This is a genomic window from Streptomyces sp. NPDC051136, from assembly GCF_044455745.1.
GTDB lineage: Bacteria > Actinomycetota > Actinomycetes > Streptomycetales > Streptomycetaceae > Streptomyces.
In genome coordinates, this window is sequence record NZ_JBITFE010000011.1 from 241,553 (window position 1) to 266,220 (window position 24,668).

At 72.8% G+C, this 24,668-nt stretch carries 26 protein-coding genes; 5 read left to right on the plus strand and 21 right to left on the minus strand.

The genetic code is table 11. From position 1 onward, the window contains the following. Positions 1 to 138: 138 nt before the first annotated feature. The 10 genes from ACIBCJ_RS29830 to ACIBCJ_RS29875 form a co-directional block, all read right to left on the minus strand. The gene (locus ACIBCJ_RS29830; RefSeq protein ID WP_362102528.1) at positions 139 to 324 is read right to left on the minus strand and encodes a hypothetical protein; all 186 of its coding nucleotides are present in this window, start codon (positions 322 to 324) and stop codon (positions 139 to 141) included. A 195-nt stretch (positions 325 to 519) separates the two neighbouring features. Next, positions 520 to 1,137 (minus strand): hypothetical protein, encoded by a 618-nt coding sequence (locus tag ACIBCJ_RS29835; RefSeq protein ID WP_362512783.1) that lies wholly within the window; start codon positions 1,135 to 1,137, stop codon positions 520 to 522. Positions 1,138 to 1,172: 35 nt separating this feature from the next. Then, positions 1,173 to 1,757, minus strand: coding sequence for a GNAT family protein (locus tag ACIBCJ_RS29840; RefSeq protein ID WP_362102534.1), 585 nt, complete (start codon positions 1,755 to 1,757; stop codon positions 1,173 to 1,175). After that, positions 1,735 to 3,981: an MMPL family transporter gene (locus ACIBCJ_RS29845; protein ID WP_362102537.1), complete on the minus strand. Its 2,247-nt coding sequence runs from the start codon at positions 3,979 to 3,981 to the stop codon at positions 1,735 to 1,737. The genes ACIBCJ_RS29840 and ACIBCJ_RS29845 overlap by 23 nt, the downstream gene beginning before the upstream one ends. Positions 3,982 to 4,221: 240 nt before the next feature. Then, a complete protein-coding gene (gatB, locus tag ACIBCJ_RS29850; protein WP_362102540.1) occupies positions 4,222 to 5,736 on the minus strand; it encodes an Asp-tRNA(Asn)/Glu-tRNA(Gln) amidotransferase subunit GatB in 1,515 nt (504 codons plus the stop codon). Positions 5,737 to 5,751: 15 nt separating this feature from the next. Then, the gene (locus ACIBCJ_RS29855) at positions 5,752 to 5,991 is read right to left on the minus strand and encodes a hypothetical protein (protein ID WP_133889545.1); all 240 of its coding nucleotides are present in this window, start codon (positions 5,989 to 5,991) and stop codon (positions 5,752 to 5,754) included. Beyond that, the gene (gatA, locus tag ACIBCJ_RS29860; RefSeq protein ID WP_362102544.1) at positions 5,988 to 7,481 is read right to left on the minus strand and encodes an Asp-tRNA(Asn)/Glu-tRNA(Gln) amidotransferase subunit GatA; all 1,494 of its coding nucleotides are present in this window, start codon (positions 7,479 to 7,481) and stop codon (positions 5,988 to 5,990) included. Before gatA ends, ACIBCJ_RS29855 begins: the two co-directional genes overlap by 4 nt. Positions 7,482 to 7,486: 5 nt before the next feature. Then, a complete protein-coding gene (gatC, locus tag ACIBCJ_RS29865) occupies positions 7,487 to 7,783 on the minus strand; it encodes an Asp-tRNA(Asn)/Glu-tRNA(Gln) amidotransferase subunit GatC (RefSeq protein ID WP_003973500.1) in 297 nt (98 codons plus the stop codon). 118 nt (positions 7,784 to 7,901) lie between these two features. Continuing rightward, positions 7,902 to 8,420, minus strand: coding sequence for a cupin domain-containing protein (locus ACIBCJ_RS29870; protein WP_365981164.1), 519 nt, complete (start codon positions 8,418 to 8,420; stop codon positions 7,902 to 7,904). A 52-nt stretch (positions 8,421 to 8,472) separates the two neighbouring features. Further along, on the minus strand, positions 8,473 to 8,844 hold the full coding sequence (locus ACIBCJ_RS29875; protein ID WP_365981165.1) for a DUF4267 domain-containing protein: 372 nt from the start codon (positions 8,842 to 8,844) through the stop codon (positions 8,473 to 8,475). Positions 8,845 to 8,929: 85 nt separating this feature from the next. Here ACIBCJ_RS29875 and ACIBCJ_RS29880 point away from each other — a divergent pair, with 85 nt between their 5' ends. Next, entirely contained in the window at positions 8,930 to 9,520 is a 591-nt protein-coding gene (locus tag ACIBCJ_RS29880; RefSeq protein WP_362508156.1) for a TetR/AcrR family transcriptional regulator, read from the plus strand. A gap of 422 nt (positions 9,521 to 9,942) precedes the next feature. On the opposite strand, the gene ACIBCJ_RS29885 is transcribed toward ACIBCJ_RS29880, so the two are convergent. The 5 genes from ACIBCJ_RS29885 to ACIBCJ_RS29905 form a co-directional block, all read right to left on the minus strand. After that, positions 9,943 to 12,159, minus strand: a complete 2,217-nt coding sequence (locus tag ACIBCJ_RS29885; RefSeq protein ID WP_362102557.1) for a bifunctional diguanylate cyclase/phosphodiesterase — start codon at positions 12,157 to 12,159, stop codon at positions 9,943 to 9,945. Between the two features lie 257 nt (positions 12,160 to 12,416). Then, positions 12,417 to 14,624, minus strand: coding sequence for an NAD-dependent DNA ligase LigA (gene ligA, locus ACIBCJ_RS29890; RefSeq protein WP_362102560.1), 2,208 nt, complete (start codon positions 14,622 to 14,624; stop codon positions 12,417 to 12,419). 15 nt (positions 14,625 to 14,639) lie between these two features. Next, on the minus strand, positions 14,640 to 15,653 hold the full coding sequence (locus ACIBCJ_RS29895) for a methionine synthase (RefSeq protein WP_365981166.1): 1,014 nt from the start codon (positions 15,651 to 15,653) through the stop codon (positions 14,640 to 14,642). A 20-nt stretch (positions 15,654 to 15,673) separates the two neighbouring features. Further along, complete coding sequence (locus ACIBCJ_RS29900; protein ID WP_362102566.1) at positions 15,674 to 16,363, minus strand: SDR family oxidoreductase; 690 nt, start codon at positions 16,361 to 16,363, stop codon at positions 15,674 to 15,676. Positions 16,364 to 16,390: 27 nt separating this feature from the next. Next, positions 16,391 to 16,930 carry a TIGR00730 family Rossman fold protein gene (locus tag ACIBCJ_RS29905; protein ID WP_365981167.1) on the minus strand — a complete coding sequence of 180 codons (540 nt, stop codon included), beginning with the start codon at positions 16,928 to 16,930 and terminating at the stop codon, positions 16,391 to 16,393. A 102-nt stretch (positions 16,931 to 17,032) separates the two neighbouring features. Between ACIBCJ_RS29905 and ACIBCJ_RS29910 the strand changes: the two genes are divergently transcribed. Together ACIBCJ_RS29910 and ACIBCJ_RS29915 are read left to right on the plus strand one after the other, a co-directional pair. Beyond that, a complete protein-coding gene (locus ACIBCJ_RS29910) occupies positions 17,033 to 17,374 on the plus strand; it encodes a DUF427 domain-containing protein (protein ID WP_362102572.1) in 342 nt (113 codons plus the stop codon). Positions 17,375 to 17,439: 65 nt separating this feature from the next. Continuing rightward, entirely contained in the window at positions 17,440 to 18,219 is a 780-nt protein-coding gene (locus ACIBCJ_RS29915; RefSeq protein ID WP_362102575.1) for an alpha/beta hydrolase, read from the plus strand. Between the two features lie 248 nt (positions 18,220 to 18,467). Here the strand turns inward: ACIBCJ_RS29915 and mnmA are convergent, their stop codons facing one another. Further along, the gene (gene mnmA, locus ACIBCJ_RS29920; protein WP_362508137.1) at positions 18,468 to 19,598 is read right to left on the minus strand and encodes a tRNA 2-thiouridine(34) synthase MnmA; all 1,131 of its coding nucleotides are present in this window, start codon (positions 19,596 to 19,598) and stop codon (positions 18,468 to 18,470) included. A 60-nt stretch (positions 19,599 to 19,658) separates the two neighbouring features. Here mnmA and ACIBCJ_RS29925 point away from each other — a divergent pair, with 60 nt between their 5' ends. Continuing rightward, a complete protein-coding gene (locus ACIBCJ_RS29925) occupies positions 19,659 to 20,372 on the plus strand; it encodes an N-acetylmuramoyl-L-alanine amidase (RefSeq protein ID WP_365981168.1) in 714 nt (237 codons plus the stop codon). A 31-nt stretch (positions 20,373 to 20,403) separates the two neighbouring features. Here the strand turns inward: ACIBCJ_RS29925 and ACIBCJ_RS29930 are convergent, their stop codons facing one another. The 3 genes from ACIBCJ_RS29930 to ACIBCJ_RS29940 form a co-directional block, all read right to left on the minus strand. Then, entirely contained in the window at positions 20,404 to 21,573 is a 1,170-nt protein-coding gene (locus ACIBCJ_RS29930; RefSeq protein WP_362102584.1) for a cysteine desulfurase family protein, read from the minus strand. A gap of 75 nt (positions 21,574 to 21,648) precedes the next feature. Then, complete coding sequence (locus tag ACIBCJ_RS29935; RefSeq protein WP_362102587.1) at positions 21,649 to 21,960, minus strand: DUF4190 domain-containing protein; 312 nt, start codon at positions 21,958 to 21,960, stop codon at positions 21,649 to 21,651. Positions 21,961 to 22,051: 91 nt separating this feature from the next. Continuing rightward, positions 22,052 to 22,219 carry a hypothetical protein gene (locus ACIBCJ_RS29940; RefSeq protein WP_282089901.1) on the minus strand — a complete coding sequence of 56 codons (168 nt, stop codon included), beginning with the start codon at positions 22,217 to 22,219 and terminating at the stop codon, positions 22,052 to 22,054. Between the two features lie 127 nt (positions 22,220 to 22,346). On the opposite strand from ACIBCJ_RS29940, the gene ACIBCJ_RS29945 reads away from it, so the two are divergent. Then, positions 22,347 to 22,973: a TetR family transcriptional regulator gene (locus ACIBCJ_RS29945; protein WP_362102590.1), complete on the plus strand. Its 627-nt coding sequence runs from the start codon at positions 22,347 to 22,349 to the stop codon at positions 22,971 to 22,973. Positions 22,974 to 22,985: 12 nt separating this feature from the next. On the opposite strand, the gene ACIBCJ_RS29950 is transcribed toward ACIBCJ_RS29945, so the two are convergent. Then, on the minus strand, positions 22,986 to 23,846 hold the full coding sequence (locus tag ACIBCJ_RS29950) for a thioesterase family protein (RefSeq protein ID WP_362102593.1): 861 nt from the start codon (positions 23,844 to 23,846) through the stop codon (positions 22,986 to 22,988). A 25-nt stretch (positions 23,847 to 23,871) separates the two neighbouring features. Next, a complete protein-coding gene (locus ACIBCJ_RS29955) occupies positions 23,872 to 24,615 on the minus strand; it encodes a TioE family transcriptional regulator (RefSeq protein ID WP_365981169.1) in 744 nt (247 codons plus the stop codon). Positions 24,616 to 24,668 lie beyond the last annotated feature (53 nt).

Genomic DNA, 24,668 nt, shown 5'->3' on the forward strand with positions numbered 1-24,668 from the left:
CACCGGTTTTCGACGGGTGGACGGGGTGGAGGAGGGGGACGGTGTGAAGCGGGGCGGTGTGAAGCGGGACGGTGTGAAGCGGGGCGGGAACGACGGCGGGGAGGGAGGCCGTGCGGCCTCCCTCCCCGGCTCCCCCGTTCACGCGGCCCGGGCGAACCGGGGCCGGCGCGGTCGCGGCGTATGGCTCTCCGCCTCGACGCCGCCGTGCCGGGCTTCTCGGCGGGCGGCGCGGCGGGCCCGGATCACCTCGCGGGCCAGCCGCGCCTCGTCGGCGCGGCGGATCAGCTCGGCGGAGTGGTACTGCTGGATCTCGTACTCGTACATGGTGTGTCCCTCGGTCTCTCGTCGGTTTCGGCTTCGCTCGTTCGCGATGCCTCAACCTTCGTCTCCCAGGGGGGCGGACCACATCGGGTAAGTTCCGCATCTTCGGCGCCGCGCGGGGCCTTAGACGTGCGTGAGGGGTCTTAGGGCGCGCGCTACAGGCGCGCTCCGGCCCTAAGACCCCTCAGAGATGCCCGGTCAGCCGGTGGAGGGCAGTCCCAGCAGGACGTCCGTGTACTTCAGGACGGCGAGCAGCAGGCCGATGACGCCGAGGGCGACGCCCGCCCAGGCGACCGACTTGATCCACGGGGCCTGCGGGCGGCCGGGCGCGCCGAACGCGGGGCGAGCCAGCACGAAGACGCCGACGACCAGCGCGACCAGCGCGAAGACGCCGCCCCACATCGCGGTGGCCTGCCAGGCGTTTCCGTAGCCCTTCTCGATCAGGGTGCCGACGTCGGACGACGAGGACGTCTGCAACTGACCCATCAGCGACTCGCGCGCGGAGGCCACGGTGCCGACCCAGCTGCCGGTCAGGGAGACGATGCCCAGGGCGGCGGAGACGACGGCGCCCGCGCCCTGGCCGACGCCGGTGGGGCCGGCCTCGGCCGCGTCGGTGCCGTCGCTCTTGTCCGTGACGTCGGCGTCCTCCGGCGTGCCGGTGCCGTCGGTGTCCGTCTCGGCCCGTCCGGCCGTCTCGGCGGTCGTGGCCGCCTCGGTGCCTTCGGCGGCCTCGGTGGACTCGGTGGTCCCGGTCGCCTCGTCCGTCTTGTGCATGTCGGTCTTCACGCCGGTCTCGTCCACTGTCTTCGTTCCCATGCCTCGCACCGTACGGACGCTGTCTGAGAGGTCCCTTAATGATCCCTGTGTGCGGCACGCGCGCGTACCTCGCGTGCCGCACGCCACTCGGGTGCGAGCACCGCCCACACCTCCATGTCCTGGCGCGTGCCCCGGTAGGGGAAGCTCTCGCGCAGCACGCCCTCACGCATCATGCCGAGTCGCCGCGCGGCGTTGACACTCGGGGTGTTCGCCGAGGAGGCGCGCCACTCCACGCGGTGCATGCCGCGCTCGTCGAAGGCCCAGTCGATCAGCACCCGGGCGCCGCGGGTGACCAGGCCGCGGCCCGTCCCGGCGGGCTCCAGCCAGCAGCCGATCTCGCAGACGCCCGAGGAGGCGTCGAAGACGCGGTAGAGCAGGCCCCCCACGAGCGTGCCGTCCAGCCACAGCCCGTGCAGGAAGCCGCCGTCCCGGGCGCGCCGGTCGGCGTAGGACTGGAGCACCTCGCGCGCGGAGCCGACGTCGGTGGCCGTCGCCCCGAAGGGGATGTGCTCGGTGATGAAGTCCCTGCCGCGGTCCAGATGGGCCAGGAACTCCTCGGCGTGCCAGGTCTCCAGCGGGCGCAGTTCGGCTCCGTCGTCACCCAGTGGTATCGCGTACATCCCGCCGTCGCTCCTCCTCCGCGAGGACGTCCGCCACCTCGGCGTCCGTCACGGCGGCCAGCCTCTCATGGGCACAGCGGCACTCGGGCGGTTCGATGCTGATGCGCGGCAGGACGGCGTCCAGGCGGCGCGGCAGCCACCAGTTGGCGCGGCCGAGCAGGTGCATGAGGGCGGGCACCAGGAGCGTGCGCAGCACGAAGGCGTCCAGGGCGACGGCGGCGGCGAGCGCGATGCCGAACATGGCGATCACCCGGTCGCCGCTGAGGACGAAGGCGAGGAAGACCGAGATCATGATGACCGCCGCGGAGTTGATCACGCGGCCGGTCTCGGCGAGTCCCACCCGGACCGCGCGGCGGTTGTCGCCGGTCTCCAGCCACTCCTCGTACATCCGGCTGACGAGGAAGACCTGGTAGTCCATGGAGAGCCCGAAGAGCACCGAGACCATGATCACGGGCAGGAAGGGTTCGATCGGTCCGGCGCTGCCGAGGCCGAGCAGTTCGCTCCCCCAGCCCCACTGGAAGATCGCCACGACCACGCCGAAGGCGGCGGCCACCGCGGCGACGTTCATGGCGGCGGCCTTGAGGGGGATGCCGACTGAGCGGAAGGCCAGCAGGAGCAGCAGGCAGCCCAGGCCGACGACGACGCCGACGAAGAGGGGCAGCTTGCCGACGATGACGTCGGCGAAGTCGTCGTAGCCGGCCGTCACACCGCCCACGTGCACGTCGAGCGCGGTGCCCGACTCGGCGCGCGGCAGCACCTCGTTGCGCAGCCGCTCCACCAGCTCGCTGGTCTGCCGCGACTGCGGCGCCGACTCGGGTACGACGGTGAGGTACGCGGCGTCGCCGCCGGAGCTGTACGTCACCGGCGTCACCGAGGAGACGCCCTCGGTGGTGCGCAGGGTCGCGTCGAGGTTGTCGAGGGCGAGGCGGTCCTCGGCGCCGCGGACCTCGGTGACCAGGGTGAGCGGCCCGTTGACGCCCGGACCGAAGCCGTCGGCCAGCAGGTCGTAGGCCTGGCGGGTGGTGGTGCTCCTCGGGTCGTTGCCCTGGTCGGAGGTGCCCAGGCGCAGGCCGAGGGTGGGCAGGGCGAGGACGGTGACGACGACGAGGGCGAGGACGCCGAGCAGCTTGGGGTGACGCTCGACGAAGGCCGACCAGCGGGCGGCGAACCCGGCCGCCACCTCGGGCTCGGGTCCGTGCTCGGCGAGCCGGCGCCGCTCGCGCCGGCTGAGGGCGCGCGGACCGATGTACGACAGCAGGGCCGGCAGCAGCGTCACGGAGGCCGCGACGGTGAGCAGCACGGTCAGAGAGGCGGCCACGGCGACGCCGTTGAGGAAGCTCAGCCGGAGGATCAGCATGCCGAGGAGGGCGATGCACACGGTGGCGCCCGCGAAGACGACGGCCCGTCCGGTGGTCGCGACGGCCTCCGCGGCGGCCTCGGCCACGGACAGGCCGCGCTTCAGCCCGCGCCGGTGCCTGGTGACGATGAACAGGGCGTAGTCGATGCCGACGCCGAGCCCGATGAGGGTGCCGAGCATGGGCGCGAAGTCGGCGACGGTCATGGCGTGACCGAGGAGGGTGATACCGGCGTAGGCGGTGCCGACGGAGACCAGCGCGGTGGCGATGGGCAGCAGGGCCGCGGCGACGGTGCCGAAGGCGAGGAACAGGACGACGGCGGCCACGGCCACGCCGACGGCCTCGGCGAGGTGGCTGCCGCCGGACTCGGTGAGCGCTATGGCGCCGCCGCCCAGTTCGACGCGGAGCCCGTCCGTCTCGGCCGCCTCGGCGGCGTCGACCACGGCTCGCGCCTCGCCCGCGTCGACGTCCTGGGAGGCGTCCTCGAAGGTGACCGTGGCGTACGCGGTGTCGGCGTTCTCGCTGATCAGAGGCGAGTCGGGGTCGTCGTACGGGTTGGTCACCGCGGCCACCGAGGGCAGCTCGGCGATGCGGTCCAGCGTGCGGGTCATGGTCTGTTCGACGTCGGCGGCGCGGACGGTGCCGGTCGTGGTGTGCCAGACGATCGTGTCGCTGTCGCCGTCGAGGCCGGGAAAGCGGGATTCGAGCAGCCGGGAGGCGCGGTCGGAGCCGGTGCCGGGGATCCCGTAGTCGTTGGAGTACGCGGACCCGGCGACGACGGCGGCCGTGCCCACGCCACCGAGGGCGAGCAGCCAGAGCAGGACGGCTACGAGGCGACGTTGAACACACCAGCGTGCGAGGGCTGCCACGAACGTGCTCCCAGGGATGTCTGATTGTGGATCTTCGACCGGGAACACACGGAAGGCCGGGTACGCCGGAAAAGGCCGTCCGTGGGGTGAACGACCCGCAAAGAACGCATGAGCGATGCGACATCACTCTTGCAGGCAGAAGTGATCCTTTGCGGACTTAGTGGGCTTGTTCACAACAACGGCCCTGGGGGGACGCGCCGTGCTCGGCGCGTCCCCCCAGGGCTCGTGATGTACCGGGTGTCAGCCTTCGGTGACGCCCAGCTTCTCCAGGATCAGTTCCTTGACGCGGGCCGCGTCCGCCTGGCCCCGGGTCGCCTTCATGACGGCGCCGACCAGGGCGCCGGCCGCGGCCACCTTGCCGCCGCGGATCTTGTCCGCGACGCCCGGGTTGCCGGCGATGGCCTCGTCGACGGCGGCGGTCAGCGCGCCCTCGTCGGAGACCACCTTCAGGCCGCGCTTGTCGACGACCTCGTCCGGGGTGCCCTCCCCGGCGAGGACGCCGAGGATGACCTGGCGGGCCAGCTTGTCGTTCAGCTCGCCCTTCGTCACCAGTTCGGCGACGCGGGCGACCTGGACCGGGGTGATGGCCAGCTCGTCGAGCGACTTGCCCGACTCGTTGGCGCTGCGGGCCAGCTCGCCCATCCACCACTTGCGGGCGGAGGCCGCGTCGGCACCGGCGTCGATGGTGGCGACGATCGGGTCGAGCGCTCCGGCGTTGAGGATGGACTGCATGTCGTTGCCGGAGATGCCCCACTCCTCGCGGAGCCGGTTGCGGCGCACCAGCGGCAGCTCGGGCAGCTGCGCCCGGAGCTCCTCGACCCACTCGCGGGACGGGGCCACGGGCACCAGGTCGGGCTCCGGGAAGTACCGGTAGTCCTCCGCCTCCTCCTTCACGCGGCCCGAGGTGGTGGACCCCGTGTCCTCGTGGAAGTGGCGGGTCTCCTGGATGATCGTGCCGCCGTCGTTCAGCACCGCGGCGTGCCGCTGGATCTCGAAGCGGGCGGCGCGCTCGACGGAGCGCAGCGAGTTGACGTTCTTCGTCTCGCTGCGGGTGCCGAACTTCTCCCGGCCGTGCGGGCGCAGCGACAGGTTCACGTCGCAGCGCATCTGGCCCATCTCCATGCGGGCCTCGGACACGCCGAGGGCCCGGATGAGTTCGCGCAGCTCGCGGACGTAGGCCCGGGCGACCTCGGGGGCACGCTCGCCCGCTCCCTCGATCGGCTTGGTGACGATCTCGATGAGCGGGATGCCGGCGCGGTTGTAGTCGAGCAGGGAGTGCGAGGCGCCGTGGATGCGGCCCGTCGCGCCACCGACGTGCAGCGACTTGCCGGTGTCCTCCTCCATGTGGGCGCGCTCGATCTGGACGCGGAAGGTCTCCCCGTCCTCCAGCTGCACGTCGAGGTAGCCGTCGAAGGCGATCGGCTCGTCGTACTGGGAGGTCTGGAAGTTCTTCGGCATGTCCGGATAGAAGTAGTTCTTCCGGGCGAAGCGGCACCACTCGGCGATCTCGCAGTTCAGTGCGAGGCCGATCTTGATCGCCGACTCGACACCGGTCGCGTTGACGACCGGGAGCGCGCCGGGCATGCCGAGACAGACGGGGCAGGTCTGGGTGTTGGGGTCGGCACCGAGTGCGGTCGAACAGCCGCAGAACATCTTGGTGTGGGTGCCGAGTTCGACATGGACCTCGAGGCCCATGACGGGGTCGTACGACGCGAGTGCGTCCTCGTACGACACCAGGTCGGTCGTGGTGGTCACGGTGAAACTTCCCTCTCAGCCCAGCAGGACGTCGTCGTCGCCGAGACGCTTCAGCTCGCGGTACAGGATGGCGAGGTTGGTGACGACGGCGGCGCCGGTGACGACGGCGTCGAGCAGCCGCAGCGTGTCGCTCTCGCTCCGGGCCTTCTTGATCTGCTTGTAGACCCCGACGGCGCCGAACGCCGACGTGGCCATCGAGACGTACAGACCGGACTTGGACTTCTTGAAGCCCTTGGCCTTGGTCAGTGCACTCACAGCGACGGAGCCTCCTCGATCAGCGGGTGGCCCCACTTTTCCACGAAGGCGGCCTCGACGGCGGCGCCGACCTTGTAGAGCCGGTCGTCCTTCATGGCGGGGGCGATGATCTGCAGACCCACCGGCAGGTTGTCCTCGGGGGCGAGGCCGCAGGGCAACGACATGGCCGCGTTGCCCGCCAGGTTGGTGGGGATGGTGCACAGGTCGGCCAGGTACATCGCCATCGGGTCGTCGGCGCGCTCGCCGATCGCGAAGGCGGTGGTCGGGGTCGTCGGGGAGACGATCACGTCGACCTGCTCGAAGGCCCGCTCGAACTCCTGCTTGATGAGGGTGCGGACCTTCTGCGCGCTGCCGTAGTACGCGTCGTAGTACCCGCTCGACAGGGCGTACGTGCCGAGCATGATGCGGCGCTTGACCTCGGGGCCGAAACCGGCCTCGCGGGTGAGGGAGGTGACGTCCTCGGCGGAGTGCGTGCCGTCGTCGCCGACGCGCGCGCCGTAGCGCAGGCCGTCGAAGCGGGCGAGGTTGGAGGAGCACTCGGAGGGCGCGATCAGGTAGTACGCGGAGAGCGCCAGGTCGAAGGACGGGCAGTCCAGCTCGACGATCTCGGCGCCCAGCGACTTCAGCAGTTCGACCGACTCGTCGAAGCGCTGCACGACACCGGCCTGGTAGCCCTCGCCGCGGAACTGCTTGACGACGCCGACGCGCATGCCGTCGACGCTGCCGTTGCGCGCGGCCTCGACGACGGCCGGGACCGGGGCGTCGATGGAGGTGGAGTCCATGGGGTCGTGCCCGGCGATCACCTCGTGCAGCAGGGCCGCGTCCAGGACCGTGCGGGCACAGGGGCCGCCCTGGTCGAGGGAGGACGAGAAGGCCACCATGCCGTAGCGGGAGACGCCGCCGTACGTCGGCTTGACGCCGACCGTGCCGGTGACGGCCGCGGGCTGGCGGATGGAGCCGCCGGTGTCGGTGCCGATGGCGAGCGGGGCCTGGAAGGCGGCGAGGGCCGCGGAGGAGCCGCCGCCGGAGCCGCCGGGGATCTTGGTGAGGTCCCAGGGGTTGCCGGTCGGGCCGTAGGCGCTGTTCTCGGTGGAGGACCCCATGGCGAACTCGTCCATGTTGGTCTTGCCGAGGATGACGACGTCGGCGGCCTTCAGGCGCTGGGTGACGGTCGCGTCGTACGGCGGGATCCAGCCTTCGAGGATCTTCGAGCCGACGGTGGTGGGGATGCCCTCGGTGGTGAAGATGTCCTTGAGCGCGAGGGGGACGCCGGCCAGCGGGCCGAGCTTCTCGCCGCGCTCGCGCTTGGCGTCCACCGCGCGGGCCTGGGCGAGGGCTCCCTCGCGGTCGACGTGCAGGAAGGCGTGCACCTTCTCGTCGACGGCCTCGATGCGGGCCAGGTGGGCCTCGGTGACCTCGACCGCGGTCAGCTCGCCGGAGGCGATCTTCGCGGCGATCTCGGCCGCGGTGAGCTTGATGATGTCGCTCATGGCGGTTACTCCTCCCCCAGGATCTGCGGCACCTTGAAACGCTGCTGCTCCTGGGCCGGGGCGCCGGAGAGCGCCTGCTCGGGCGTGAGCGACGGACGGACCTCGTCCGGCCGCATGACGTTCGTCAGCGGGAGCGGGTGCGAGGTCGGCGGTACGTCTTGGTCGGCGACCTCGCTGACGCGGGCGACCGCGCCGATGATGTCGTCCAGCTGTCCCGCGAAGTGCTCGAGCTCTTCGGGCTTCAGCTCCAGACGCGCCAGCCGGGCGAGGTGGGCGACCTCCTCGCGCGTGATGCCAGGCATGCAGCGTTCCTCTGGGTGAGTGTGTGGTCGGGGCACGTCGGCCGGGACAAGTCGCTTGTCCCCGTCGCGTCGGCCCGATCGGTTTGGCCCAATCCTATGGGGCCGGGCACCGTGGCCGTTAAACGGTTTCCCCGGGAGCGGCTCCACGGCGCCGCGCGTCCCAGGCCGTGCTGCTCAGGAAGTGGTTGTCGTACCGCTCCTGCACCTCCAGCAGGCTCTCCCGGGTGGCTTCGCCGAGGGCGATGCGCCGCAGGTGACGGAAGTACTCGAAGCGTTCGGTGCCGGGTGTGAGGACGATGAGCAGGTCGGCGTCAGCTCCGGGTACGGCGGCGAAGGCGTGCGGTCTGCCCGGCGGGACGACGACGAGGTCGCCGGGGCCCGCGGTGAGGACCTCGTCGCCGGAGAGGATGTCGGCGGCTCCGTCGAGCAGGAAGAACATCTCGGCGGAGCGGTCGTGCCAGTGCGGTGCGGCGCCGGCGGCGCCGGCGGTGAGGGTGACGCGCTGGGTGGACAGGGCGCCGCCGGTGGAACTGCTGTCGGCCAGCAGGCGCACGGTGGTGGGCGCGCGCCCTACGACTTCGGCCTCGGCCTCGCGGACGATCACGGACTCGTCGAACTTCGGAACGAACAGCGACATGCCAAGACCTCCTGGGGCGGGGTGACGGACGGCCGTGCGGGGCGGCGCGGGCTCAGACCGCGAAGAGCAGCCCGGCACTGATCAGGACAACGACCGCGGTGGCGAAGTGGATCCCGAAGGCCACCGCCTTCTCACCCCCGTGGCGCAGCACGACGATCGTGTCCGCCAGCGGTATCAGGGCGACGCAGAGCATGAACCACGCCTCGGGGCGGGCGCCGGCGAAGGCCAGCAGCGCCAGTCCCACCACGCCGAGCGTGCCGTCCCGGATGCCCTTGATCGTCAGGTAGGCGCCGGCGTCGCCGCCGGGGTCGGCCGGGACGCCGTAGCCGGCGGCGGCCGGGCCGGGCTGGAACAGGAAGCGGTAGCCGAGGAACAGGCAGAACAGGTTGAGCACGACGGCCAGGGTGTACGCGGTGATGGTCATGACCACTCCTTGCTAGCAGCGCTAGTGACAAGAGTGACGCTAGCAGAGCATCGACAAAATGACTAGCGCTGCTAGAATCCAAGTCATGACGATCCAGACGCGCCGGGAGCGCGAACGAGCGGAACGTGAGCGGCTCATCGTGACGGCCGCGCGGGACCTGGCCGAGGCGGAGGGCTGGGACGCGGTCACCACGCGTCGGCTGGCCGCCGAGATCGAGTACAGCCAGCCGGTCCTGTACAGCCACTTCAAGGGCAAGGGCGCGATCATGGCGGCGGTCGCGGTACGGGGCTGCGAGGAGCTGACGGTCGAGCTGCGGGAGTCGACGGCGGCGGCCGAGGGGGCGCGGGCGACGCTGGCGGCGATCGGCCGGGCGTACACGGACTTCGGACGCCGGCGGCCCGCGCTCTACGACGCGATGTTCACGCACCTGGTGGACCTGCCGTTCGCCACTCCCGAGGCGCCGGCGCCGCTCCAGGAGGCGTTCGGCGAGATGCTGCGGGCCGTGGAGGCCGTCGCGGGCGAGGGGGAGGACCTGGGGCTGCTCACGGAGACGTTCTGGGCGGGGCTGCACGGGCTGGTGACGCTGATGCGCAGCGGCCGGCTCCCGCAGGAGGCCCACGACCGGCGACTCGCCCTGCTGATCGGACGCTTCGCACCGGGGAGCAGCGCGAGCTGAACGGCGTCGAGCGGCGCGTCCGGCGTCAGTCCGGAGCCTCGCGGCACGGCAACGCCACGGGTCGCGCGGCACGGCACCGCGGTCCGCGGTCGCACCACGGCGGCGGCCCGGAGCCACGCGGCACGACGGCACCGTCCCTGCCGGGCCGCCCGCGCCAGGGTCACGGGTTTCGGCCCTGGTCCCCGGCCGGGGGACGGCCCGGTCGGTGGACGCGGGAGTCGGGGACGGGCGAGTCGGCCGGCCGGCGGGCGTGGTGGAGCGGGCCGCCGGCCAGCGGTACGTCCCGGCCGCTGGCCACAGGCCCCGGGCCACCCTCCCGGGTCCACCCCGGTCCGGCCGGGGGACGGCCCGGTCGGCCGACGCGGGAGGCGGGGCGGAGGAGTCTGCCGGCCGGCACGGGTGTGGTGCGGGTCCGGGTCAGGTCACTCGTCGCTCGCCGCTGCCGGGAGTGCGGCGGCGGTCCGGACCCAGCCCCGCGAACCCCGGGCGAGCAGCCAGGCGGTGGTCTCCTCGGGCGGCATCGCGGCCGCGACCAGCCAGCCCTGTACGGCGTCGCAGCCCAGGTCGCGCAGGCGCTCCCAGGTCTCGTCGTCCTCCACGCCCTCGGCGACGACGAGCAGGCCCAGCGAATGGGCGAGGTCGACGGTGCAGCGCACGATCTCGGCGTCCTCGTTGTCGATGGCCAGCCGGGCCACGAACGAGCGGTCGATCTTCAGCTCGCTGACGGGGAGCCTGCGCAGGTGGACCAGGGACGAGTAGCCGGTGCCGAAGTCGTCCAGGGACATCTTCACGCCGTGCCCGGTCAGCGCGTTGAGGGTGTCGGCCGCACGTTGCGGGTCCTCCAGCAGGACGTGCTCGGTGATCTCGAGTTGGAGCGCTCCCGCGGGAACGCCGTGCCGGGCGAGCCGCGCGGCCACGGAGCCCGCGAAGCCGGGGGTGTGCACGTCGCGCGGGGAGACGTTGACCGCGACCGGCACGAACAGGCCCTGGGAGCGCCACCGGGCGACCTGGCCGAGCGCGGTCTCCAGGACGTACTCGGTGAGGTGGGGCATCAGCCCGGACGACTCGGCGATGGCTATGAACTCGTCCGGGGGGACCTTGCCGCGCTCGGGGTGCACCCAGCGCACCAGGGCCTCCAGGCCGGCGACCTGTCCGTCGAAGCGGACCTTGGGCTGGTAGTGCAGCTGCACCTCGTGGGCGTCCAGGGCGCGGCGCAGGTCGCCCAGGAGGCCGAGCCGGTCGGGGGTGTTGGAGTCCCGCTTGGACTCGTAGACCTCCACGCCGGTGCGGTCCCGCTTCGCCTGGTACATCGCCACGTCCGCGCGGCGCAGCAGGCCCTCGGCGTCCAGCGCGTGGTCGGGGAAGACCGCGACGCCCGCGCTGGCCTCCAGGACCAGGGTGAGACCGTCCAGGTCCATCGGGGAACTGAGCGCGGACACCAGCCCCCGGGCGATCCGGGTCGCCGACGTGGTGGAGTCGGCGACGGGGAGTAAGACGGCGAACTCGTCCCCGCCGAGCCGCGCGGCCTCCGCTCCGCGCGGCAGGGCCTGCCGCAGCCGGTCGGCGGTCTGCAGCAGCAACCGGTCACCGGCGAGGTGCCCGAGCGTGTCGTTGACCGACCGGAAACGGTCGAGGTCGATCAGCATGAGGGCGGCACGGGCGCCGATGCGCTCGGCGTCGTCCAGCGCGCTCCAGGTGCGCTCCAGGAGCCACTGCCGGTTGGGCAGGCCGGTGAGCGGGTCGCGCAACTGCTCCTCGGCACGGGCGCGGGCGATCCACAGCGTGGAGTCGAGGGCGATGAGCGGGATGGCGAACAGCGGCAGCAGCAGCGGCTTGGCGACGGCGACGACGCAGACCAGCGGGGCGATGCCGAGCAGAGCGACGGCGAGCAGGCCCTGCCGGACCAGGGCGGTGCGGGCGACTGTGGGCAGCCCGGGGCGCGGGGTCTGCACGTACCACAGCAGGGCGCGGGTGACGGCGAGGTAGGCGACGGCGACGAGCACCACCTTGGGCACCGCGTACACACCCCAGGTGTCGGGGTCCCAGGGCTGCTCGACGGACGGTACGGAGCCGCAGACGCCGAGCAGCAGGGCACCCGCGGCGATGCCCAGGATGTCCACCGCGCCGTGCACGACGCCGTGCCGCCAGGGGCCCCGCCGGGCTATGCCGACCAGCACGACGACGGTGAGGCTGACCATGCCGGCCGGCAGCCAGCCGTACAGCAGCAGGACGGCGAGGGTGAGGGCGGCGCCCGAGCCGGTGCCGCCCCACCAGCGGGAGCGGCCGAGCATGACCAGGTGGCCGACGACGATGCCGGCCAGCACGGCCAGGGACCAGCCGACGGTGCCGGACGGGAAGAGGGCGTGGCCGTCGCTGAACGCCCGGTAGAAACCGGCGCCCAGGACGAAGGCGGCGGTCGCGACGATCGCCGCGGGCAACGCGGGCCAGGACAGGTGCCGTTCACCGTCCGGGTCGGCCGGGCCGGCGGTGGGTCCGGCGGGCGGCGGCATGCGGGTGCCCGCCGTGGGATGCGGGGCGCCACCGGCGCGTTGCCCGGGCCTCAGGCTCACGTGCCACGCGCCCACTCTGCGACGCAGGCTCAGCCGTGAGCCCGCGGCGGCGCTCTCGGTCGGTTCCATTCCCGTCCCTCTCACAGCCGGCGGTGCCCACACCACACGGCCCCCGCCTCGACCACCTTCAACGGCTCCGCGTCGAAGTCCCCTCCCCCTGTCGCTCGGGGCAGGGGGGCGCCCCGACCGCAGCTGGGCACGGCGGGCGCACACCTCAACAGTAGGCCGCGGAAGGCTTCCAGGGGCACTGGTCGTCGACGGTTGCCCGAATGCCACCCGGCCACCCGTATGCATCTGATATGCGCCGATCGGGCGGCCTTCAACCGCTATTCCTCAGCCGAAAGCGCGACACCCGCCGCCGCCTCGGCCCCTTGTTCGAGCAGAACGACGAAGCCGTCCTCGTTCAGAACCGGAACCTTCAATTGCATCGCCTTGTCGTACTTCGACCCGGGGTTGTCACCGACCACGACGAACGACGTCTTCTTGGACACCGATCCGGTCACCTTGGCGCCGCCGTTCTGCAGGGCCTCCTTGGCACCGTCCCGGGTGAAGTTCTCCAGGGTGCCGGTGACGACGACGGTGAGCCCTTCGAGCGGCCGCGGACCCTCGTCCTCCCCCGTCGAACGGTCCTCCAGCGGGACTCCGGCCGCCTTCCACTTCCGGACGATCTCGCGGTGCCAGTCCACGGCGAACCACTCCTTGACGGCGGTGGCGATGGTGCCGCCCACCCCGTCCGTGCTCGCCAGCTCCTCCTCGGTGGCCTGCTCGATGCGGTCGATCGAGCGGAACTCCCGGGCCAGGGCCTGGGCGGCGACCGGTCCGACGTACCGGATGGAGAGGCCGTTGATGAAGCGGGCGAGCGGGCGGGCCTTGGCCTCCTCGATGTACTTCAGCAGGGCGAGGGTGTTCTTCTTCGGCTCGCCCTCCTTGTTGGCGAAGACCGTGGCGATCTTCTCCTCGCCGGTCTTCGGGTCCCGCTTGGGCAGCCCGCTGTCCGGGTCGAGGACGTACGCCTTGATGGGCAGCAGCTTCTCGACGGTGAGGTCGAAGAGGTCGCCCTCGTCCACCAGCGGGGGCTCGGCCGGCTCCAGCGGCGCGGTCAGCGCGGCGGCCACGACGTCACCGAAGTGCTCGATGTCCAGGCACTCCCGCCCGGCGAGGTAGGACAGCCGCCCGCGCAACTGCGCCGGGCACTTGCGGGCGTTGGGGCAGCGGAGGTCGATGTCGCCCTCCTTCATGGCCCGCAGCGGCGTCCCGCACTCGGGGCACTCGGCCGGCATCACGAACTCCCGCTCGCTGCCGTCCCTGAGGTCGGCGACCGGCCCGAGGATCTCCGGGATCACGTCACCGGCCTTGCGCAGCACCACGGTGTCGCCGATGAGCACGCCCTTGGCCTTGACGACCTCCTGGTTGTGCAGGGTGGCGAACTCCACCTCGCTGCCGGCCACCGTGACCGGCTCGACCTGCGCGTACGGGGTGACGCGGCCGGTGCGGCCGACGCCCACCTTGATGTCGAGGAGCTTGGTGTTGACCTCCTCCGGCGCGTACTTGTAGGCGATGGCCCAGCGGGGCGCGCGGGCCGTGGAGCCGAGCCGGCCCTGGAGGCGGATCTCGTCGAGCTTGACGACGACGCCGTCGATCTCGTGCGCGACGGAGTGCCGGTTCTCGCCGTAGTAGGCGATGAACTCGCGTACGCCGTCCAGGCCGTCGACCACCCTGTTGTGCGGGGAGGTGGGCAGGCCCCAGGTCTTCAGCAGGTCGTACGCCTGGGAGAGGCGGGTCAGGCCCGAGTAGCCCTCCAGGATGCCGATGCCGTGGACCACCATGTGCAGCGGGCGGGAGGCGGTGACGCGCGGGTCCTTCTGGCGCAGCGAACCGGCCGCCGCGTTGCGCGCGTTGGCGAAGGGCTTGTCCCCCGCCTCGTTCAACCGGGCGTTGAGCTCCTGGAACTTCTCCATCGGGAAGTAGACCTCGCCCCGGATCTCCACGAGGTCGGGGACCTTCTCGCCCGCCAGGCGCTCGGGGATCTCCGCGATGGTGCGGACGTTGGGCGTGATGTCCTCGCCCGTGCGGCCGTCGCCGCGGGTGGCGGCGCGGACGAGGCGGCCGCGCTCGTAGGTGAGGTTGACGGCGAGTCCGTCGACCTTCAGCTCGCACAGGAAGTGGTACTCCTGCTCGCCCAGCTCCCGGGCGATGCGGTCGAACCAGGCGGCCAGCTCGTCGTCGTTGAAGGTGTTGTCCAGGGAGAGCATCCGGGTGGGGTGCTGCACGGCCGTGAACTCGGTCGCGTAGGAGCCGGAGACCTTCTGGGTCGGGGACTCGGGGGTGCGCAGCTCCGGGTACCGCTCCTCCAGCTCCTCCAGGCTGCGCAGCAACCGGTCGAACTCCGCGTCGCTGACCACGGGAGCGTCGTTCACGTAGTACCGGAAGCGGTGCTCCTCGATCTGCTCGGCGAGCTGCACGTGCCGCTCCCGCGCCTCGGCGGGCACGCTGGTCGTCTCCGCCTGCTTGTCGCCCTGCTTGTCGCCGGCCACCGTATGGTCCTCCCGTTACTCTGGGTTGTCCGCGAGGGATCTCGCCGCCCGGACGCAGTGGGCGAGCGCGCGCCGGGCGTACTCCGGAGAGGCGCCCGCGAGTCCGCATGCCGGAGTGACGGTGACCGCCTCCGCGAGCAGCTCCGGTCGCAGCCCCAGCCTGCGCCACAGCGTTCTGACACCCATGACGCTACCGGCAGGGTCTGACAATGCGGAGTCCGTGCCCGGCACGACACCGGCGAACAGCCGGGTGCCGCCCTCGACGGCCTCACCGATCGCGTGGTCGTCACGCTCGGTGAGCAGCGAGAAGTCGAAGGAGACGCCCGCGACGCCGGCCCGGCGCAGCAGGGCGAACGGCACGTCCGGTGCGCAGGAGTGGACCACGACGGGGCCGCCGTCCTGCACCCCGGCGACCTCGCGCAGTGTCGCCTCCACCACCTGGCGGTCGACGGCCCGGTGGGTGCGGTAGCCGCTCGCGGTGCGCACCTGGCCGCGCAGCACGGCGGTCAGGGAGGGTTCGTCGAGCTGGAGCACGGGCCGGGCGCCGGGCACCCGGCGGCGCAGCTCGGCCAGGTGCAGGCGCAGGCCCTCGGCGAGCGAGGCGGCGAGGTCGCGGCAGGCGCCGGGGTCGGAGAGGACCGCCTCGCCGCCTCGCAGTTCCAGGGCGGCAGCGAGGGTCCACGGGCCGACGGCCTGGACCTTGAGCGGCCCCTCGTAGCCCTGGGTGAACTCCTCCAGGGCGTCGAGGTCCTCCCCGAGCCAGGCCCGGGCCCGCTTGGTGTCCCGCCCGGGCCGGTCGCCGAGCCGCCAGCCGCTGGGCTCCACGCGCGCGTACAGCTCGACGAGCATCCCCGCGGTGCGGCCGATCATGTCGGCGCCGGGGCCGCGGGCGGGCAGTTCGGGAAGGAAGGGGAAGTCCTCGAAGCTGCCGGTGGCGGTCTTGGCGGCCTCTCGGGCGTCCTGGCCCGGGAGGCTGCCGACGCCGGTGGCGGGACCGAAGCGGGGGCTGGTCTGGCTGTTGTCGCTCACCCGGCCAGCCTAAGCGGCCGTCACCGCCCCGGGCGCACCGTCAGGTCGTTGACCTCCGCGTCCCTCGGCAGGTCCAGGGCCATCAGGATCGTGGTGGCGACGGACTCGGGGTCGATCCACTTCGCCGGGTCGTACTCCTTGCCCTCCTGCTGGTGGACCTTCGCCTGCATGGGGCTGGCGGTGCGGCCCGGGTAGACCGAGGTGACGCGCACGCCGTTGCCGTGCTCCTCCTGGCGCAGGGCGTCGGCCAGGGCCTTCAGGCCGTGCTTGGAGGCGCCGTACGCGGCCCAGCCGGCGTGGGCGTTGAGGCCGGAGCCGGAGTTGACGAAGAGCACCTGGCCCTGGGCGACGCGGAGCTGGGGCAGCAGGAGGCGGGTCAGTTCGGCGGGGGCGACCAGGTTGACGTTGAGCTGGTTGATCCAGGTCTTCGGGGTGAGGTCGCCGACCGGTCCGAGGTCGACGACGCCGGCGATGTGCAGCAGCGAGTCCACCCGGTCGGGCAGGCTCTGGTGGGAGAGGGCCCAGGACAGCTTGCCCGGGTCGGAGAGGTCGCCGACCAGCGTCTTCGCGCCGGGGAACGCGGCGGCCAGTTCCTTCGCGCGGCCCGCGTCGCGCGCGTGCAGCACGATGTCGTCGCCGCGCTCGTGCAGGCGGCGGGCGACGGCCGCGCCGATGCCGGAGCCAGCTCCGGTGATCACATGTGTAGCCATGCCCGCCATGCTCGCATCACCGGCGCCTCACTCGATGCCCTGGCTCTCCTCCAGGTAGGCGAGCGCGCCGACCGGCTCCTCGGCGAAGAACACCAGCTCGGTGAGGGGGCGGGGCAGGAAGCCCTCGTCCTCCATGCGGCGGAACTGCTCCCGCAGACCGTCGTAGAAGCCCGCGGTGTTCAGCAGGACGACCGGCTTGTCGGTGTGCCCGTGCTTCTTCAGCTCCAGGATCTCGGTCGCCTCGTCGAGCGTGCCGGTGCCGCCCACCATGATGACGACGGCGTCGGCCTTCTCCAGCAGCAGCCGCTTGCGCTCGGCCAGGTCCTTCGCGATCACCATCTCGTCGGCGCCCTCGCGCGCCTTCGCCGCCAGGAAGTCCACCGAGACCCCGAGCAGCCGTCCGCCCGACTCCTGCACGCCGTCGGCGACGACCTTCATCAGACCGGTGTCGGAGCCGCCCCAGACGAGGGTGTGGCCGCCCTTGCCGAGCAGTCCGCCGAACTCCTTGGCGGGACGCGTGTAGCGCTCGTCGAGGTCGGCGGCGGAGAGGAAGACACAGATGTTCATGGCTCAACGGTACGGCCCGGCCGGAACGGGAAGAACCCGGCGTCCGTGCGCGCTCCAGTGAAGGAGACCACTACGGACAGCACTGCCTCCGGGAGGACGATCGTGACCAAGGGACTCAGGGGACTCAAGGGACACCGCATCACCGTCGAACCGAGCGACCGGCACGTGCGCGTGGTGCACGGCGGGCAGGTGCTGGCGGAGAGCGACGGGGCGTTCGTCCTGCACGAGACGGGCTGTCCCGACCGGTACTACATCCCGCCCCAGGACGTGCGCCTCGACCTGCTGACGCCGTCCGGCACGACCACCCACTGCCCCTTCAAGGGGGACGCCTCCTACTGGTCGCTGCCGGACGCGGCGGACCTCGTCTGGGCGTACCCCGATCCGAAGCCCGAGGTGGCGGAGATCAAGGACCATCTCTGCTTCTACGAGGTCGAGGTGTCCTGAGGCGACGGCCGGGCCGTCCGTGTCCTGACCGATGATTCGCGTGCCGTAGGGCAGTCTGCACAGGCATGGAGAAGAAGACTGTTTCGCGCGACGGCACCGGCATCGCCTACCGGCGCTCCGGGAGCGGGCCGGCGGTCGTGCTCGTCAGCGGCGCGATGTCGACGGGTGCCACGATGGCGCCGCTGGCCGCCGAGCTGTCGGACCGTTTCGACGTCGTCGTGTACGACCGCCGGGGGCGCGGCGAGAGCGGTGACACGGCGCCCTACGCGGTGGAACGCGAGGTCGAGGACCTGGCGGCGCTGATCGACGCGCTGGGCGGCGAGGCGTCGCTGTTCGGCATGTCGTCGGGCGGCGCGCTGGTGCTCCGGGCGGCGGCGAGCGGGCTGCCGGTGCGCCGGGTCGCCGTGTACGAGGTGCCGTACGCCGGGGACGACGAGGCCGTGCGGGCCGGGGCGGAGTACACCGAGCGGCTGGCCGAGGCCCTCGGGGCGGGCCGGCGCGGGGACGCCGTGGAGCTGTTCCTGCGCCGTACCGGGCTGGGCGAGGAGATGATCCGGGGGGCCAGGCAGTCCCCGATGTGGGCGGGGATGGAGTCGGTGGCGCCCAGCCTGGCGTACGACGACGCCGTGATGGGCGACGGCCGGGTGCCCACGTCCGCGATCGCCTCGGTCACCGCTCCCCTGCTGGCCCTCGCGGGCGGCGCGAGCGACGCGTGGTGGCACGAGGCCGCCCGCGCGATCGCCGGGGCGGCCCCGGACGGGAGGTACGCCGCCGTGGAGGGGCAGACCCACATGGTGGAACCGGGCGTCCTGGCACCGGTGCTGGCGGAGTTCCTCGCGGGCTGAGCCGGTGGGGACGGGGTGCCGCCCCGCTCCCGCCGGACGGCCGGGACCGCGCCCGCCGTCGCGCGCCCCGGTGCCGGGGCAAGTTCCCTACCGGACCGGCCGAGCCGACCGGCACGAGGTGCCGCCGCAGCGCCCGCCGGACGGCACACGCCCCGGCCGTTGCGCACGTCGAGGACGGCCGTACTGCGGAAACCCCACCGGGCCCGCCGACACGCACGAGGATGCCGCCGCGGCGCCCGCCGGGCGGCTCAGGCCGCGCCGGCCGTCGCGCGCGTCGTGGACGCGATGGTCGCCGAGCCCACCACGCGCGTGCCGTCGTACAGCACGATCGCCTGGCCGGGGGCGACCCCGCGCACCGGCTCGGTGAACGTCACCTCCAGGGTGCCGTCGACCAGTTCGGCGCGGACCTCGGTCTCGCCGCCGTGGGCGCGGAGCTGGGCGGTGTACGTGCCGGGCCCGGTGGGGGCGGCGCCGCACCAGCGGGGCTTGATCGCGCGCAGGGCGTCGACGTCGAGGGCCTCGGCCGGGCCGACCGTCACGGTGTTGTCCACCGGGGAGATGTCCAGGACGTAGCGCGGCTTGCCGTCGGGGGCCGGGGTGCCGATCCTGAGGCCCTTGCGCTGGCCGATGGTGTAGCCGTAGGCGCCCTCGTGCGTGCCGAGCCGGTTGCCCGCCTCGTCGACGATGTCGCCCTCGGCCTTGCCCAGCCGGCCGGCGAGGAAGCCCTGGGTGTCGCCGTCGGCGATGAAGCAGATGTCGTGCGAGTCGGGCTTCTTGGCCACCGCGAGGCCCCGGCGCTCGGCCTCCGCGCGGATCTCGTCCTTGGTGGTGACCGTGTCGCCGAGCGGGAACATCGCGTGGGCGAGCTGCCGGTCGTCGAGCACGCCGAGGACGTAGCTCTGGTCCTTGGCCATGTCGGAGGCGCGGTGCAGCTCGCGGACGCCGTCCTCGCGCAGGACCACCTGGGCGTAGTGGCCGGTGCAGACGGCGTCGAACCCGAGGGCCAGCGCCTTGTCGAGCAGCGCGGCGAACTTGATCTTCTCGTTGCAGCGCAGGCACGGGTTGGGGGTCCGGCCCGCCTCGTACTCGGCGACGAAGTCCTCGACCACGTCCTCCCGGAAGCGGTCGGCGAGGTCCCACACGTAGAACGGGATGCCGATGACGTCGGCGGCGCGGCGGGCGTCGCGCGAGTCCTCGATGGTGCAACAGCCCCGGGCGCCCGTGCGGAAGGACTGCGGGTTCGCGGAGAGCGCCAGGTGGACGCCGGTCACGTCGTGCCCCGCCTCGGCCGCGCGGGCGGCGGCGACGGCGGAGTCGACTCCGCCCGACATGGCGGCGAGGACGCGGAGGGGACGGGTGCGCTGCGGGGTCTCAGTCATAACCCCTCCAGGGTACGGGGAGGCGGGAACCGGAGCGCGCGAGTATGCGTTGAAGATCGTATGGGGGCGAAGCAGGGATCCTCGGGCGGATCCGCGGGCGGCGGCCCGGCGGACGGTGACCGGCGCATCGGCCGGCGGGCGCTGATCGTCGGCGGTGCGGCGGCGGCCGCGGGCACCGCCGTGCTGGCCCGCGACGAGCTGTCCCGCCTGTGGTGGCGGACGCCGGGGGTGGACCGGCCCCGCGAGGAGGGCGCCGTCGACTACGCGGGCGCGCGCTGGGTGGCCGCCTCGGACGCCAACTGGCGGCGGGCGGACCGGCCGGACGACTACGGCATCGACATGGTGATCGTCCACGTCACCCAGGGCAGTTTCGCCAGTGCGGTGCGCGCCTTCCAGGACCCGGGGCACCAGGCGGCCGCGCACTACATCGTGGGGCAGGACGGGCGCGTCACCCAGATGATCCGCGAGCTGGACGTGGCGTACCACGCGGGCAACCGCGACTACAACGAACGCAGTGTCGGCATCGAGCACGAGGGCTTCGTCAACCGCCCGCGGGACTTCACCGACGCGATGTACGCCGCCTCCGCGCGGCTGACGGCGGGCATCTGCGCGCGCTACGACATACCCGTGGACCGGGAGCACGTCCTCGGCCACGTGGAGGTGCCCGGGACCGACCACACCGACCCGGGGCCGCACTGGGACTGGGACCGGTACCTGAAGCTGGTGCGGCGGGCGGCCACCGGCGGCCCGTCGACGCCGCCGGCGAAGGCCTGAGCCCTCCGGCGGCCTCCGCGACCGACGGCCTCTACGACAGTCCCGCCGCGCGGGCCCTTTCCACCGCGGGGCCGATCGCCTGGGCGAGCGCCGCCACGTCGGCCGCGGTCGAGGTGTGCCCCAGCGAGAAGCGCAGCGTGCCGCGGGCCAGGGCGGGATCGGTGCCGGTGGCCAGCAGGACGTGGCTGGGCTGGGCGACGCCCGCGGTGCAGGCGGAGCCGGTGGAGCACTCGATGCCCTGGGCGTCGAGCAGCAGGAGGAGGGAGTCGCCCTCGCAGCCGGGGAAGGTGAAGTGGGCGTTGGCGGGCAGGCGCCCCTCCCGGACCGGGTCGCCGCCGAGGATCGCGTCCGGGACCGCCGTGCGGACGGCGTCGACCAGGTCGTCGCGCAGGGCGCCGATCTCGCGGGCGAACCACGCGCGCTGCTCGGCGGCGAGGCGTCCGGCGACGGCGAAGGAGGCCACCGCCGGGACGTCGAGGGTGCCGGAGCGCACATGGCGTTCCTGTCCGCCCCCGTGCAGGACGGGGACCGGGGTGTACTCGCGGCCCAGCAGCAGCGCGCCGATGCCGTAGGGGCCGCCGATCTTGTGGCCGGACACCGTCATCGCCGCGAGCCCGGAGGCGGCGAAGTCGACCGGCAGCTGGCCGAAGGCCTGGACCGCGTCGGCATGCAGCGGCACGTCGAACTCGGCGGCCACGTCGGCGAGTTCCCGCACCGGCATGATCGTGCCGATCTCGTTGTTGGCCCACATCACGGTGGCGAGGGCGACGTCGCCGGGGTCGCGGGCAATGGCCTCGCGCAGCGCGTCCGGGTGGACACGGCCGTACGCGTCGACCGGGAGGTATTCGACGGTGGCGCCCTCGTGCTCGCCGAGCCAGTGCACGGCGTCGAGGACCGCGTGGTGCTCGACGGGGCTGGCCAGGACCCGGGTGCGGGCCGGGTCGGCGTCGCGGCGGGCCCAGTACAGGCCCTTGACGGCGAGATTGTCGGCCTCGGTGCCGCCGGAGGTGAGGACCACTTCGCTGGGGCGGGCGCCGAGCGCCTCGGCGAGGCTCTCGCGGGCCTCCTCGACGGTGCGCCTCGCCCGGCGGCCGGACGCGTGCAGGGAGGAGGCGTTGCCGGTGACGCTCAGGTGCGCGGCGAGTGCCTCGACTGCCTCGGGAAGCATCGGGGTGGTCGCGGCGTGGTCGAGGTAAGCCATGGTGCGGCCGATTCTACGGGCGGCCCCGCCCGGTCCCGGACCGAGGCCCGCCTCGTCGCACGGGGGTGCGGCGGCTCACAGGCTCCACGACAGGGTGCTGTCCGCGGACATGAACGCCACCAGGACCAGCAGGTCGGCGACGCCCAGGCCGAGGCCGAGGAGGGCCCGGCCGCGGCGGGCGGTGCCGCGCCACAGCGCGACGCTCGCGAGGGCGATGGCGATCGGGCCCAGGAAGACGTTGAGGACGAGCAGACCGAGCAGACCGAGGACGAAGGCGGCGACGGCCATGCCGTCGGTGTCGTGGATGCCGGTGCGGCGGGCGGCGCGGGTGGTGCGGGAGGAGTCGGTGGAGTCGGCGGTGCGGTTGGCCGGTGCGGTGAGCTGCATGGTGGTCTCCCTGCCGTGCGTCGGTGGGCCGTTGCGTCGGTGGAGCTGCGTCGGGGCGCGAGGGGCGAGGTGCGTCAGGACGCGAGGGGCGTCAGTGCGCGGAGGTGCTCCGTCGGCGGCCGTGCCGCTCGCGGAGCGCGAAGATGCCGAGCCAGACGGCGATGACCAGGCCGGCCGCGACCGAGAAGGTGAGCGGTGCGTGGGCCACGGCGCCCAGGACCACGCCGAGGAGCAGGAGCGCGACGACGAGAAACAGCATGGAACGGATCCCCCAATCTTGCGTGGACTCTTCGGTGAACATTTGTGGTTACAGTTGTTCACTGACTTCCCAGTCTAGCGCGCTCCATGGCTTTGCAATTCCGGAGAACAGTTGTTAACTGCATGGCATGAGTCACACCTCCGGCGTTCGGCAGGCGCAGAAGCAGAAGACCCGGCAGGCACTCCTGGACGCGGCGCTCGGCCTGCTGGAGGAGCAGAGCCTGAGCAGTCTGGGGCTGCGCGAGGTCACCCGCGCCGTGGGGGTCGCGCCGACCGCCTTCTACCGGCACTTCCACTCCACGGCCGATCTCGGCGTGGCCCTGGTCGAGGAGGCGCTGGGCAGCCTGCACCCGATGATCCGGACCACGATGTCACCGGCGGAGGACGACGAGGAACGCATCGCCCGCGCGGTCGAGCTGATCGCCGGTCATGTGGCCGCGCACCCGGCCCACGTCCGTTTCGTGGCGCGGGAGCGGCACGGCGGAGTGCAGCCGGTGCGCCAAGCCATACGGGAGCAGCTGGCGCGGTTCGCCGAGGAGGTGCAGGCCGAGCTGGCCACGGACGCGTCGGCGGCGGGCTGGAGCGAGACCGACCTGCGCATGCTGGCGAGCCTCTACGTCGACCAGATGCTGATCACGGCGTCCCTCTTCCTGGAGACCCTGGACGCCCCCGAAGACGAACGCCGCCGGGCCGTCGAGACGGCACGGCGGCAACTGCGGCTGATCAGCGTCGGCCGCACGCACTGGCTGGATTGAGACGTCGCCGGTTCAGCCGAGCCGCACCCGGGCCAGCTGACGGGACTGGGCGACCAGGCGGTCGGCGCTGTCCCAGACCTCGGCGTCCTCCTCCAGGAAGCCGCCGGCCAGGTTGCGGGTGGCGACGGAGACCCGGAGCGGGCCCGGCGCCGGGCGGCAGCGCACGTGCACGGTCAGCTCGACCGTCGGCACCCAGCCCTTGAGCCCCAGCTCGAAGGCGGTCGGCGGCAGCGCGTCCACCGCGAGGAGCAGCGAGAGCGGGTCGGCGTCGCGGCCGTCGGCGAGCCCGAACCAGGCCCGCATCTCACCCCGGCCCGAGGGCTGCCCCAGCGCCCAGCCCAGGGTGGCGGGGTCCAGCTTGAGCTTCAGGCGGTCGGTGATGGCCGAGCTGCCCTCGACGGGGGCGGGACCGTCCTCCGGGCCGAAGCACTGGTCCGGCGGCGGGATCGCGGGCGGCTTCGCCGAGGTGCGGACGTCGTCCGGCAGCGCGTCGAGGTCCCCGTAGGAGGCGAGGACGCGGATGCGCTCGACCTCGCGACCCTCGTCGTCGTACTGGAAGAGGGAGGCCTGGCCGGTGGAGAGGGTGCGTCCGGTGCGGACGGTCTCGGTGCGCACGACCGCCGGGCCCGGCTGGGAGGCGGTGAGGTAGTGCGCCGAAACGGTGAAGGGGTCGGGGTGCGGGAGCGCGTCGCCGAGGGCCCGGCCCAGGACGGCCAGCAGATAGCCGCCGTTGACGGCGTTGATGATGGTCCAGCCGGCCGACAGGTCGATGTCGTAGACCCCGGGGGCGCGCCGGGTGACGGCGGTGTCCCGGTCGAACTCGCTGTCGCCGATGGTGGCCCGTGTGGCCGCTGCGGAGGCTGCTTCTGGCATGACAGCACGGTACAACAGGAAACTACTAAGCGGTAGCTTTTTTCTGTCGTTCCCGCGCGCCGAGATACGCCTCCAGCTCCGCCGCCCCGGCCACCATCGCCCGGCCCCGGGCGGTCACCCGCTCCTGCCACTCGCGCAGGGCGGTCTCCAGCGGCTCCACTCCCCCGGCCGACCGCACCCGGGCGATGACGGACGCGATCCGCTCCAGCGGGTAGCCGCCCCGCCGCAACTGGTGCGCGAGGCGGGCGTCCCGTACGTCGGCGGCGTCGTAGCGGCGGTATCCGGTGACCGGGTCGCGGCGCGGGCGCACCACACCGGCCCGCTCCCACGCGCGCAGGGTCGCGGGCCGGACACCCAGCTCCGCCGCGAGGGGCCCGATGAAGCCGCCCGCCGCACCCGGCACGTCCCCGGCGGCCTCGGGCACCAAGTCCCGCAGCGCGCCCTCCACGGCCTCCAGCGTCCGCCGGTCGTCGAGCAGCCGGGCGTGGCTCTCGTCGATCAACCGGAGCCCGTCGTCCACCGCGTCCTCGTTCACGGCCCGCATCACCGAGCCCGCCGTCCGGTGGCCGTGGCCCGCCAGCAGGGCGAGGAACGCGTCCAGGGCCCGGGCGTGCAGCGCGGTGTAGACGCGGTAGCCGTGGGCCGTGCGCTCGGCGGCCGGGAGGATGCCGGCCGCCTCGTAGTTCCTGACGGCCTGCGCCGACAGACCGTGCGCGCGAGCCAGGTCGACCGGCCGGAGCTTCCTCGTGCTTTGAAGGTCGGCGACCACAACTCCCCCGTCTCCGCGCAAAAGTCTCAACCGGAAGTTCAACGATACCGTTG